This is a genomic window from Hespellia stercorisuis DSM 15480 (assembly GCF_900142165.1).
GTDB lineage: Bacteria > Bacillota > Clostridia > Lachnospirales > Lachnospiraceae > Hespellia > Hespellia stercorisuis.
In genome coordinates, this window is record NZ_FQZY01000041.1 from 1 (window position 1) to 13,103 (window position 13,103).

The window sequence follows — 13,103 nt, forward strand, 5'->3', positions numbered from 1 at the left end:
AATCCTTTACCAGAAGTCACAACCAAAAAGCGTGGTCGAAAGAAAAAGACCAAGGTACTAAATCTAATTGACAGACTTGTGAATTACAAGGCATCAGTCTGCTTATTTATAAAGAATCTCTGTGTTCCGTTTGATAATAACCTTGCGGAACGTGATTTGCGCATGATTAAGGTTAAAACCAAGGTCTCAGGATGTTTTCGCAGTGAGGAAGGCGCACAGGAATATCTTACAATCATGAGCTATATTGGGACTGCTCATAAGCATGGAATAAATGCTTTTACAGCAATCAGAGAAGCCCTTTTAGGGAATTCCGATATCATCTTTAACTAATGGAGTTCTGAACAGTTACAAATTATGTATATTAGAAGCATGATGCGGATAAGATGAAGTCGAAGAGAATGAGGGACAGATGCAGAAAAAAATGACCAGACGAAGAAGGGCAGCATTTTGGATACTACTGATTTTGGGGCTGCTTTTGATAATTTATAATGTGGTAAAACTGAATATATATGTGAAGGCGGTAGCTGAAAACGAAATCAGCAGTCTTGAGAAGGTGGAGCTTGGCGGCTATGATCAGTACATACTCTGCGAAGGCAAAAAAGACGCCCCTGTACTGGTCATGCTGCACGGGGGACCGATGACACCATCGCCCTTCGGCATTGGATACAGAGGGGCGTACCCGGAGCTGACAAAGGAATTCCTTGTGGTCAGTTGGGATGAATACGGCTGTGGAAAGAATTTTGTCAAAGATACGAAGGATTTTACGGCACAGGGGCAGGTTGATATCATCTGTGATCTGGTGCGCTGGATCAAGCGGACGTATTCGCGGCAGAACATTTATCTGTTTGGCTATTCCAATGGCTCGCTTCTTACGATGGAGGTGGCAAAGCAGCTGGGGAATCAGATTTCCGGTGTGATCAACAATGGTCCGATTACCTCCATGCAGGAGGACGCAAGAGATATCATCTATCAAGTGCTTGGCGAAGTCTCTCTGACGAACAAGCAGAACGCCCGGCTGGAAGAGGACTACAAAAAAGACAATGCCGAGGGCTTTACGGACATGGAGGCGCTGGTGAATGAATGCACCGACCGGATCATGATTCGAGGAGATGATATGGGGCTGTCAAGCACCGGGAAGGTCTATCTTCGATCTTTGCGTATTCTTTTCAGTCCGGATTACAATCTTCTGGATCTGTATCACGCATTCTATTATTATCTGTATGGGGAGTCTGCTTATGCGGAGGTTTGTCAGGATTATTATGTAATGGATGAGAAGCCGGTTTATGAGTCTTTGAACGTGCCGGTTCTGATTCTGCAAGCGGATGGAGACGTTTACGGAAGACCAGAGTATTTTAAGGAGCTGGCGAAGGAACGGGAGAATATCACCTATATGAGCATCAAAAACTGCGGACATTTCCCCACAAATACGGGAATGGACACCATACTCAAAGAGATGACACAATGGATTCAAAGAGAGAAAAACAAGGAAGGATGAACGTAATATCAGGATTTACAGGGAAAATGCAGCTATTTTCACGATAGTAGCTACCTCTGCCGCGCTACTGATTTTAAGCTTTGTACATAATGCGGTCATAGAGCAGGATATGTATGCATTTCTGGCAATGAATCGAATGGCAGAGCGTATCATGACAGTTGTGCTAATTATTGTCAGCTACAATCTGTACAAGATCCGGCATTCTTAAAGGAGCTGTATGATTTCTGTGACCACAGTGCGCTGCATATGTTTTTCCTGAGCACCACGGAAAAATCCCTTGATTATTACAAGGAGTTCAATTACAGCATTGTAAAATGCGGGAAGAGGCAAGATTTCATTTGCAGGAATATAATATTACCGGCAAAAAGGGACAGAAAATGCGTTCCAGCATTAATCATGCGACCAAGGCAGGACGACTTATCGTGCACGAATAAGAGGTGAAAAATCGGTGGCAGCACCACCGTTTCACACACCTTGAATCCCTCGTAAGCCCTTATTTTACACGACTTAAGATACAAACTGTTTCGCAATGAACGGTCATCGGGAACATATCCACCGGTGTCACCGCCTGCAGCCTGTAACCGTTCTTGCACAGGATCTTCAGATCCCGCGCCAGTGTTGCCGAATCACAGCTCACATAGACGATCCGTTCTGGCTTCATCTGCGTCATCGTCTTCAGCAGGGTCTCATCGCATCCTTTTCGCGGAGGATCTACCACGATCACATCTGCCCGGGCTTTTTCTCCCGGATGCTCGCGCTCATATTCTGCGTAGTATTCCGGCAGTACTTCTTCTGCTTTCCCCACAAAAAACTCTGCGTTGTCGATTGCGTTGATCCGCGCATTTTCTCGTGCGTCTTCTATGGCCTGAGGTACGATCTCCACGCCGTAGACCTGCTTTGCCTTCTGTGCCAGGAACTGGGAAATGGTCCCGATTCCGCAGTACAGATCCCACACAGTCTCCTGACCGGTGAGCCCTGCGTATTCCAGTGCCCTGCCGTACAGATGTCTGGTCTGGACCGGGTTGACCTGATAGAAGGACAGCGGAGAAATCCGATACTGGATATCGCCGATGTAGTCCGTAATATAACCCTGTCCCCAGATCACCTCGTAGGAATCGCCCAAAATCACATTCGTTTTCTTCTTATTTGTACTGGTGGTAATACTCTTCATGCCGTCGATGCGCCCAAGAGCTTCTGTCAGTTTCTCCACCGCGGGAAGTTTCTCCCCGTTGATGATCAGACAGACCATCACTTCTCCGGTTGTAAACCCGTAGCGGATCAGGACGTGGCGCACCAGTCCCTTTCCGGTCTGCTCGTCGTATGCCGGAATCCGGTTTTTCTCCATCCAGTCCAGAACAGTGCAAAGCACCGTTTTGTTGACCGGCACGCCCAGTGCACAGTCTGTGTTGGCAATAATGTCGTGGGTTCTGCCCGCATAGAATCCGGTGACCAGTTTTCCGTCTTTGTCCGTTCCCACCGGGAACTGTGCCTTGTTGCGGTATCGGAATGGATTTTCCATACCGATAATCGGGCACATCACTTCCTGCAGTTCTTCCTCTGAGAATCCGCCGATTCGCAGAAGATTCCCCCGCACTTTTCCAGCCTTAAATTCCAGCTGCTTCTGATAGGACATCTCCTGAATCTGGCAACCGCCGCAGGCTCTGGCGTACCGGCACTCCGGCTCCACGCGGAAGGGGGAGGGCTCAATGACCTTCATCAGTCTGGCGTAACCGTAGTTCTTCTTCGCCTTCATGAGCTTCACTTCCACCTTGTCCCCGATTACGGCATCCTTGATGAACAGCGTATAGCCATCCACTCTGCCGATGCCCTCACCGCTGACGCCGATATCCTCGATTGTGGTGATTACGGTATCATTTTTATTCATAATTTATACACTTGTCTTCCTGAGATTTGATTCAAACAACCGGTTATATCCCAGCCAGTCCATACTGTCCTTCGCGCGGAATATCTCGGTCAGCGTCTGCAGCTTCGCGTCCGCGGAGTCTGCATAGTTTAGTGCAACTGCCTCCGCCAGTGCCGGTTTCTTCGGGGAACCGTACTCCAGCTCGCCGTGATGGGCGATGATACAGTGCTTTAGTTCGCTCGCCAGCTTCTCCGGAAATCCCGGAATCTCGCGCACCGCGTCCCCGACCATCTCCACGCCGATCACGATGTGACCGATCAGCTGTCCGTCATCTGTGTAATCATTATCCGGGAAGTTCGAAAGTTCTTTCGTCTTGCCGATATCATGGCAGATTGCCGATGTGTAGAGCAGGTCCCGATTCAGGATTGGGTAGGCTCCCGCAAAATATTCGCACATCTTCACCACACTCAGCGTATGCTCAAGAAGTCCGCCCGCAAAACCGTGGTGCACAGTCTTCGCCGCGGAATGGCCCTTGAAATTCTTGATAAATGCGTCATCCTTTACAAAGTAAAACTCCACCACCTGACGCAGATACTCATTCTTGATCTGACTTATATAGCCCAGCAGTTCCTCATACATCCCGTCGATGCTCTTCTCGGAAGTCGGCATATAGTCTGCCGGATCGTACTCTCCCTCCTGGGCTCTGCGGATCTGCTTGACGTTCAGCTGGAGGTTGCCGTTGTAGCTGATCACATCACCGACCACATCGATAAAATCCTTCTCGTCGTAATCTGCAATTCCCTGGGAATTTGGATCCCATACCTTTCCGTCCAGCGTTCCTGTCTTGTCCTGGAGAATCAGGTTGTCGTACGGTTTCCCGTTTCTTGTCTCCGCGCTGCGTTTTCCTCTGCAGAGGTAGATTCCCCTGACCGACTCATTTTCTTTGATATCTTTGATATATTTCATGTCATTCCTCTTTCTATCTGATTTCTATCTGATTACTTTCTTCTATATTAGTGTCATGCATCTGCGGCACAGCTTACACTCCGCGAGCCTCCTCATTAATCCCGGCTCCCGACCTTCGCCACAAACTCAATTTCCTTGTACCCGTCGTTCCCACGCCGCTGCCCGGTAATCTTGAGTTCGTCCCCTGTCTTCGTGTTCAGAAGGGTATTGTGGTATCCATCAAAGCTGGTGATCTCCGACGCTCCGAGCTTTGTCAGGATATCGCCGCTCTGGATTCCCGCCGCCATGGCCGGCGAGTCCGCCGCCACCTCAGTCACGTAAAATCCTTCCGGAACCCCCTCGGCCTGCTCCGTCGTTTCGTCCACCATCTTTCCCCTTATGCCGATATACGGAACGCTTTTCCCATTGGAGAGCAGCTGAATCGTGCTTTTCAGATCCGAGATTCCGTACACGACCGCGTCGTTTTTCCCTGCTGCGTCATCAGAAGCCGCCGTATCGCCCGCTTCTTTCATATTAGGCATCACAAGCCCAACCACTTCGCCGCGCAGATTGAACAGCGCACCGTTTTCCGTCTGGGTAAATGTCATATCTGTGGGCAGCACATCCAATTCCATATCTGTGATCGTGACCTGAAGGCTCTCGTCCTGAATCGTCCCAAAGCTCTGCCTCTGCGCGTTTCCGCTCTCCCTGCTCCATGCAAGAACCGGCTCACGGATCGACACCGTATTCGAGTTGCCCAGCATCGCCGTCTCGATCGCCTCCCAGCTCTCGGAGGTGATCTGGCTGCGGGAAATGCTCAAGACCGCAAGACCGGTGTTCTTGTCCCGGGCCTTCAGCGCGGCCTGCTGGCTGCTGCCATCTGCCATCCGAATGAGCCAGCTGTCTGCCCCATCCGTGACAGAATTTTCTGTCAGAACCAGAAGTTCCTGCCCATTGTCCGCGATCAGAATGCCGGACGCACTCCCGCCCGCTTCTTTTTCCACCGGACCGCCGGCTGTAGTCTCTGCCTGGGTGATCGTCACGATACTTTTCCTGGCCTCGGAGCTCGCCTGATTCAGCTTCTCCACCACATCGGCATAGTCCTCCTGCGTGAGTTCCCGTTCCTGCGCTTCTGACTGCTCCGCCTGGCCAGTCTGCCCTGTCTGATCTGTTCCCCCTGACGAGTCCGCTGTCCCGGCCTGGTCCCCCGCACCCACAGTTCCCTGCTGTGCGTCGCTCTGGGTTTCCTGTTCCTCCGACTGGCCCGTCCCGTCCTCCGGGATGGTGACCGTGTTCGTATTTTGATGTAACCTGGATTCCAGCGGCGTTTTTAACGCACAAAAAGCAAGGCATGCGCACGCTCCGAACAGTGCACCGCCAAGGGCTGTCTTTCCTATCTTTTTTGCCGTCTTTTTCCGGACGGATTCTTTTTTTATCGTTTCCTGCAGAAAGGCATAATCCTCATTCTCAGCCTCCGGCTTTTCATTCGGGTCCTGCATAGGTGTACGCTCCTTCTTTGTCCAAGTACGTCTAAGTCGCTCCAACATTCTTAGTATATCTTATTTCCCTGCCAAGTTCAACATTTATCCCTTTTCTTTACTCGCCAAATAATGTAATATATATCTTAGTGAAAGAATGACTCCCGCCTCTATAAATGATGAGTGAGAAACCAGTCTTAGCGATGAGTATCAATCTCCCTCTAAGATATAGCCTTCGGCAGGATAGAACCAGGTGAAAAATTATGAATAAAAAAACTTTAACAAAATTGGAATACAACAAAATAATGGATTTATTGGTGACACAGGCCTCTTCCGAGCGCGGAAAGCTTCTGTGCCGCAGGCTCGTTCCCATGACGGAGCTGGCCGACATTGAGACTGCGCAGGAACAGACTGCCGCAGCATTTACAAGAATTGTGAAGCTGGGACGGCTGGATTGCAGCGATGCCAAGACAGTCGGTGAGTCCATGAAACGGCTGGAGATTGGGGGGATTCTCGGATGCAACGAACTGCTCCGCATCAGCCAGCTGCTCAAGTGCGCCGGACGCGCCAAATCTTATGGACGCCACGACACGGTGGATGAGCTGGCGGACTGTCTGGACGCTTATTTTGATGCCCTGGAACCGCTGACTCCTCTGGTAAATGAAATCGAGCGCTGCATCATCGGCGAGGATGAATTTTCGGACGATGCCAGCAGCACACTGAAGAATATCCGGCGCAGTATGAACGCCATCAACGGCAAGGTCCACGCAACTCTGACGAATCTGGTCAACGGCTCTCTGCGTACTTACCTGCAGGATCCAATCATCACCATGCGTGGAGACCGTTACTGTGTCCCGGTGAAATCCGAGTACCGTTCCCAGGTAAACGGCATGATCCACGACCAGTCCTCCACTGGCTCCACGCTCTTTATCGAGCCCATGGCGGTGGTGAAGCTGAACAACGATTTGAAGGAGCTGTACGCCAGAGAGCAGGAGGAGATCCAGGTGATTCTGGCCGGGCTGAGCGAGGCGGCCGCGGAATATGTGGAGCTGATCCGCACGGATTACCGCGTGCTGACTGAACTGGACTTTATCTTTGCGCGAGGCTCGCTGGCTCTGGACATGAACGCCAGCAAACCGGTCTTTAACACGGAGGGACGCATTTCCATCCGCGAGGGCAGACACCCCCTTCTGGATCCACGAAAGGTGGTTCCGATTACGCTGTCGCTGGGGGACACCTTTTCCCTGTTGGTGGTGACCGGACCGAACACCGGCGGTAAGACGGTTTCTTTGAAAACGGTCGGACTATTTGCCCTGATGGGGCAGGCCGGGCTGCATATTCCGGCGGGGGACCGCTCGGAGCTGACCATCTTCCATCAGATTTTTGCGGATATCGGTGACGAGCAGAGCATCGAGCAGAGCCTGAGCACATTCTCTTCCCACATGACGAACATTGTCTCCTTTTTAAAGGAAGTGGACGAGAAGTCTCTGGTGCTTTTTGATGAGCTTTGTTCCGGAACTGACCCGACAGAGGGTGCGGCTATGGCGATCGCTATTCTGTCCTACCTCCACAGTCGGGATATCCGCACCATGGCGACCACCCATTACAGCGAGCTGAAAGCATTTGCGCTGACCACTCCGGGCGTAGAGAACGCCTGCTGTGAGTTTAATGTAGAGACGCTGTCGCCGACCTATCGGCTGCTCATCGGGATCCCCGGGAAGAGTAACGCATTTGCCATCTCTTCCAAGCTTGGTCTTCCAAAGCACATCATTGACGATGCGAAGGCGCGTCTCACCGAGCAGGACGCCTCTTTTGAGGATCTGATCGCGGATCTGGAGACCAGCAAGCGCACCATCGAGAAAGAACGTCAGGAGATTGCCGCCTACAAGCGAGAGGCGGAGACTCTGAAGTCCCAGACCCTGCAGAAGCAGGAAAAACTGGAGGAGCAGAAGGAGCGGATTCTGCGCGAGGCCAATGAGAAGGCCAACGCCATCCTGCGTGAGGCCAAGGAGACAGCCGACGAGACCATGAAGAACTTCCGCAAATTCGGCAGGGAAAACATTTCCGTGGCGGAGATGGAACGGGAGCGGGAAAAGCTTCGCAAGAAGATCAAGGAAACGGGAAGTAAGGTCACGCTGGAGGCGCAAAAGCCTGCCAAAGCCCACAAACCGGAGGATTTCAAGCTGGGCGAGTCCGTAAAGGTGCTGAGTATGAACCTCACCGGTACCGTCAGTTCCAGGCCGGATGCCCGTGGCAATCTGTTTGTACAGATGGGAATCCTGCGTTCTCAGGTGAATATTTCGGATCTGGAGATCATCGAGGAAGAGCCGAGCTATACCGCCAAGAACATGCGCCGCACTTCCAAGGGGAAGATGCAGGCGTCCAAGTCGCTGTCGATCAGCCCGGAGATCAATCTGCTGGGCAAGACCGTGGACGAGGCAGTCGCAGAGCTGGACAAATATCTGGACGATGCCTATATTTCCCACCTCGAGTCGGTACGTGTGGTGCACGGAAAGGGAACCGGGGCGCTGCGGCAGGGCGTTCACAATTATCTCAAACGGCAGAAGCATGTCAAGTCTTTCCGGTTAGGGGAGTTTGGCGAGGGCGACGCCGGGGTGACGATTGTAACTTTCAAATAAGAGAAATGTAACTCATTATATTATAATGTAGTGTGACCACTTGGTTACGAAGTCCGGAGCCTGACTTCTTCCGGGTCGTTACATATAAAGGAGATTATCGTGATTGCGAAACAGAAAATATTAATCGTAGACGATGACGAAAACATCGCAGAATTAATTTCTCTCTATCTGGTAAAGGAGTGCTTCGACACCCGGATGGTACACAGCGGGGAAGAGGCGCTGGTCGCGTTCGACGGATATCACCCCGATCTGATCCTGCTGGATCTCATGCTGCCGGGAATCGACGGATACCAGGTCTGCCGGGAGATCCGGGCCAGAGCCAATGTTCCGATCATCATGCTCTCCGCCAAGGGAGAGGTGTTCGACAAGGTTCTGGGGTTGGAACTGGGAGCGGACGACTACATGATGAAGCCTTTCGACTCCAAGGAGATGGTCGCCCGCGTCAAGGCGGTTCTGCGGCGATACCAGCCGGTCAAAGCACCGGAGCCGGTGGTTGAAAAAATCAAGCGCGTCAATTACGACGGGCTGGAGGTCAATCTGACCAACTACTCTGTCATCTGCGACGGACAAAATGTGGATATGCCGCCCAAAGAGCTGGAGCTGTTATATTTCCTCGCTGCTTCGCCGAATCAGGTGTTCACGAGAGAACAGCTGCTGGATCAGATCTGGGGATACGAGTACATCGGCGATACCCGAACCGTGGATGTTCATATCAAGCGGCTCCGCGAGAAGATCAAAGACCATGCTGCCTGGAGCCTTGGAACGGTGTGGGGGATTGGATATAAGTTCGAATCGAAGTAAAATGCGCGCCAAAGACATTTATAACATGCCATAGGAGTATATCACATGAAGAGTACACTGTACCTGAAGTTTATCGCCATTTATATTACGTTTGGCTTTCTCTCCCTGTTTCTGGTGGCTACGCTTACCTCGCAGCTGATTCTGATGAATCTGGAGAATGAGTCTTCAGGCACGTTGTATCAGGAGGCGAATCTGGTTGCCACGGACTACCTGACCGGATATTTTTCCGAGGATTCCTCACCCGCCGCGGTGCGGTCCCAGCTGAACGCCATGCGTCTCTACCTGAACGCGTCTCTGTGGTTCGTGGATTCCGAGGGGACGATGATCATGTCATCCAAGCTTGTGAATACCAGTGCGCCTATTTCCATCACGGACTTTGATCCGACGGAGAGCGGTGCCAGCCAATATCAGATTGGCCGCTACCATGATTATTTTTCCGAAGATGTGATTACGGTAACTGCACCGGTCACACAGGGCTTCTCAACCAGAGGATACCTTCTGATTCACAAGCCGGTGTCTGACATTCTGGCTGAGCGGGATCGTGTCCTGATTCCGGTCTACATCACGATTCTGGTCGTGTATGCATTTTCGTTTATCATACTGATCGGTTTTCATTTCTTCATTTACCGGCCGCTTCGCAAGATCACAGAGGCCGCCACTCAGTATGCGTCCGGCAATCTGACCTACGAGATCCCGGTCAACGCCCACGATGAAATGGGATATTTGTCGGCATCTCTCAACTTTATGGCTTCGCAGCTTCAGGACATGGAGGACTATCAGAAAAACTTCATTGCCAATGTCTCTCATGATTTCCGTTCGCCGCTGACTTCCATCAAGGGGTACGTGGAGGCCATCGCAGACGGGACCATTCCGCCGGAGATGCAGGGGAAGTACCTGGGAATCATTCTGTTTGAGACGGAGCGTCTGACGGATCTGACTAAGGATCTGCTGACCCTGAACGAGTTTGACCGCAAGGAGCTGATGCTGGACAAGAGCACCTTTGACATTCAGGAGATGATCAAAAATACTGCCAACTCCTTCGAGGGGTCCTGCACCTCCAAGAAAATTTCCATCGAGCTGCTGCTCATGCCGGATGCGGAGATGGTACATGCCGACCGCAGCAAGATCCAGCAAGTGCTCTACAACCTTCTGGACAATGCGATCAAATTCAGTGAATACGAGTCCACCGTCACCGTCGAGGTCACCGAGCGCAATGACAAGGTCACGGTGTCCGTAAAGGACAGCGGAATCGGGATTCCGCGCAAGGAAGTCAATAAGATCTGGGAGCGTTTTTACAAATCCGACCTCTCCCGCGGCAAAGACAAAAAGGGAACCGGGCTTGGGCTGGCCATTGTCAAAGAGATCATTCAGGCGCACGACGAGTACATCAATGTGGTAAGTACTGAGGGTGTGGGGACGGAATTTATTTTTTCTTTGAGCAAGAAATAGGATGGGAGCGCAAAAGGGGACGGGTCAAAAGTGCAATTGGGGACGTAGCAAAGTGACACTTTGCTACGTCCCCAATTGCACTTTTGACCCGTCCCCTTTTGCACTCCCTTTCAGAATTTCCTTCTGACCTTTATTGAGAGCTTTATTGAGAACTTTATTTATACAGCATGTTTACAATAGAGTCGTCTGTCATATTGTCCTTGGTTACCCAGATGTATCCAGTGTCTACTACTGCTTCATTTCCCTGATTCAGGATTGTTCTCGCGCAGGCTACCACTGCCGCATAGCCCATGCCAAATGGATTCTGCACGATCAGGCCGCTCAGCGTCCCATCCTCAAGCGCTTTCTGCTGGTCTTCTCCATAGTCGAAGCCTACGACCTTGATGCCCGTATTCTTCATCTGTTTACAACTGTCCAGTGTCAGCTGTGTTGTGAGATCGTTGGTGGCAAAAACCCCCTTCACCTCTGGGTGGATCTCCAGATAGTACGCTATCACATCTTCATCGCTCAGATCATCCACCGTCACTTTTTTCGTCTCATCGATAATTCCTTCGTTTTTCTTCTCCGCAATTGTCTTCTTCATCGCATCCATCTGACTGTTGTAAATGGTCTCCACAATCTTCACATTGGGATGATTGTTCGTGATCTCATCCGTGAAGCCTTTCACCCGCTCCTTGCCGGAGGATGAATTTTCATCGTGAGCAATGAGAATCACTTCACCGCTGTCTTCGATCTCTCCACATAGCTTGGCCGCCGCTGTTCCCGCTGCTTCCTCGTTGTTTGTTCTGCAGGTGCACAGAATGCCCTGATAATTATTGCCGGAGTCGAATGCGACAATCGGAATGTCGCTCTCCGTCGCCAAATCAAACTGCATGCTGCAGGCACTGTCATCAATGCTCGCAATTCCGATTGCATTCGGATAGCGCGACAGCTCCTCATCCAGAATATTGACCTGTTCATCGATATCCTCTTCCTTCGACGGTGCGTTGAACGTCACTTTGATCTTGTCGTCCCCCGTGTATCCCAGTGCAGTATTGAGATCCTCCGTCGCCTGCTTTACCCCGGCTTCAACCGTCGTCCAGTACGGCGTAGCCTCCTGGCGGCCGATAATGGAGATAAATGTCCCCTTCTCCAGATCCAACCCGTCTACATTGTTATACGCCAACGGATTAATTGCGTTAAGATTCCCCTGATATGTCGGCACTTCCCCTGCCTTGAGCGTTGCGGTATTATCGATTTTCTCACTGCATGCGCTCAAAGAAAACACCATACTTCCAGCTAAAAACATAGCGATCATTCTTTTTTTCATATTTATAACCTCTTTTTGTCAACAAATCATAGTAATTACCTATACTACTATACACCAATCCTGTGAAAATAAAAGGAATTTTTTCTTAAGTTTTTAATCCCTCCTGAATTGTTCGCAAAATAGACCATAAAAGCCCTTGTATATTTATTTTTTTTGTATTAGAATGTAGGAGTAACGGTGTAGAACTACATACCGAATTCAGAAAAAAAGGAGGATACTTAACTATGGCACACGTAATTAGTGATGAATGTGTAAGCTGCGGAGCTTGTGAATCAGAATGTCCAGTAGGAGCAATCAGCCAGGGCGCTGACCACTACGAAATCGACGCTGACGCTTGTGTAGATTGTGGAGCATGTGCTGCTCAATGTCCAACAGGAGCTATCTCTGCTGAGTAAGAAATATGATAATTTCCAAAAAGTACCTGCCGTCTTGGCTGGTACTTTTTTGTTTGTCCATAAACTGCAAATGTGCTGGACGATCATGAGGAAACGGCGAAACGGATTCTGAATGTCCGCTTGGTTGTCCGAATTTTGCTGTCAGCATTTGACGAACGAAAAATATGGGAAACTGGCTGTATCATGCTATAATTAGTACAAGCAATCGTTGAGTGCTTGTATTAATTGCGCTGAGGAGACCCCGCCAGAGGTGCGGATTCCCGCCTTAGCGCCTGCGCAGATATCCGCGGACGCTGTCTGCTTTCAAATGGATCTGCCATAATATAATAACAGGGAGTATTAACAGGAGGGATTGTATAGTATGGGCGAAGTACGCTACATGATCTCGGAGGCTGCCAAGCAGGTGGATGTGGAATCACATGCCCTGCGCTACTGGGAGGACGAGCTCGGACTCTCCATCGGCCGCACCGAGATGGGACACAGATACTATACAAAAGATGACATACAATTATTTCTTTGTATCAAGAAACTAAAAGACAACGGGATGCTTCTCCGGGAGCTGAAGCCGCTGATTCCTGAACTGCTGGCGACCAGAGCAAAGGTAGCGGAAAGTGTGCCACCGGAATTCATCCGAAACGCTGCGCAGAATACGCTGAATAATACGCTTGCAGGTACGTCCAGGGATCCGGAGGCCGCTTTTGCCAAGGACAGTACCGGCAAGTCTGTCA

The 13,103-nt window shown here is 50.6% G+C and carries 10 protein-coding genes and 2 pseudogenes; 8 read left to right on the forward strand and 4 right to left on the reverse strand.

Annotated features, from left to right (window positions below):
- Nucleotides 1-330 (forward strand): IS66 family transposase (locus BUB85_RS13095; RefSeq protein ID WP_143160724.1); only part of this gene is annotated, 330 nt, incomplete at its 5' end.
- Between the two features lie 79 nt (nt 331-409).
- Nucleotides 410-1,495 carry an alpha/beta fold hydrolase gene (locus BUB85_RS13100; RefSeq protein ID WP_073111231.1) on the forward strand — a complete coding sequence of 362 codons (1,086 nt, stop codon included), beginning with the start codon at nt 410-412 and terminating at the stop codon, nt 1,493-1,495.
- Nucleotides 1,496-1,988: 493 nt separating this feature from the next.
- Here BUB85_RS13100 and rlmD read toward each other — a convergent pair whose 3' ends face one another.
- The 3 genes from rlmD to BUB85_RS13115 all read right to left on the reverse strand — a co-directional run bounded on the left by rlmD (nt 1,989) and on the right by BUB85_RS13115 (nt 5,803).
- Entirely contained in the window at nt 1,989-3,380 is a 1,392-nt protein-coding gene (gene rlmD, locus BUB85_RS13105; RefSeq protein ID WP_073111233.1) for a 23S rRNA (uracil(1939)-C(5))-methyltransferase RlmD, read from the reverse strand.
- A 3-nt stretch (nt 3,381-3,383) separates the two neighbouring features.
- Nucleotides 3,384-4,325, reverse strand: a complete 942-nt coding sequence (locus BUB85_RS13110) for a 3'-5' exoribonuclease YhaM family protein (protein WP_073111235.1) — start codon at nt 4,323-4,325, stop codon at nt 3,384-3,386.
- 95 nt (nt 4,326-4,420) lie between these two features.
- A complete protein-coding gene (locus BUB85_RS13115; protein WP_073111237.1) occupies nt 4,421-5,803 on the reverse strand; it encodes a S1C family serine protease in 1,383 nt (460 codons plus the stop codon).
- Nucleotides 5,804-6,045: 242 nt separating this feature from the next.
- On the opposite strand from BUB85_RS13115, the gene BUB85_RS13120 reads away from it, so the two are divergent.
- The 3 genes from BUB85_RS13120 to BUB85_RS13130 all read left to right on the forward strand — a co-directional run bounded on the left by BUB85_RS13120 (nt 6,046) and on the right by BUB85_RS13130 (nt 10,671).
- A complete protein-coding gene (locus tag BUB85_RS13120; protein WP_073111239.1) occupies nt 6,046-8,421 on the forward strand; it encodes an endonuclease MutS2 in 2,376 nt (791 codons plus the stop codon).
- Nucleotides 8,422-8,520: 99 nt separating this feature from the next.
- Complete coding sequence (locus BUB85_RS13125) at nt 8,521-9,222, forward strand: response regulator transcription factor (protein ID WP_073111241.1); 702 nt, start codon at nt 8,521-8,523, stop codon at nt 9,220-9,222.
- Nucleotides 9,223-9,267: 45 nt separating this feature from the next.
- Nucleotides 9,268-10,671, forward strand: a complete 1,404-nt coding sequence (locus BUB85_RS13130; protein ID WP_073111243.1) for a sensor histidine kinase — start codon at nt 9,268-9,270, stop codon at nt 10,669-10,671.
- A 154-nt stretch (nt 10,672-10,825) separates the two neighbouring features.
- Here the strand turns inward: BUB85_RS13130 and BUB85_RS13135 are convergent, their stop codons facing one another.
- The gene (locus BUB85_RS13135) at nt 10,826-11,980 is read right to left on the reverse strand and encodes a substrate-binding domain-containing protein (RefSeq protein ID WP_073111245.1); all 1,155 of its coding nucleotides are present in this window, start codon (nt 11,978-11,980) and stop codon (nt 10,826-10,828) included.
- A 146-nt stretch (nt 11,981-12,126) separates the two neighbouring features.
- Between BUB85_RS13135 and BUB85_RS22605 the strand changes: the two are divergent.
- From BUB85_RS22605 to BUB85_RS22740, 3 genes and pseudogenes are all read left to right on the forward strand, one after another.
- A pseudogene (locus tag BUB85_RS22605) lies at nt 12,127-12,192 on the forward strand (hypothetical protein); the annotation flags it as partial.
- Nucleotides 12,193-12,204: 12 nt separating this feature from the next.
- Nucleotides 12,205-12,375, forward strand: a complete 171-nt coding sequence (locus BUB85_RS13140) for a DUF362 domain-containing protein (RefSeq protein WP_084534043.1) — start codon at nt 12,205-12,207, stop codon at nt 12,373-12,375.
- A 361-nt stretch (nt 12,376-12,736) separates the two neighbouring features.
- A pseudogene (locus tag BUB85_RS22740) lies at nt 12,737-12,971 on the forward strand (MerR family transcriptional regulator); the annotation flags it as partial.
- Nucleotides 12,972-13,103 lie beyond the last annotated feature (132 nt).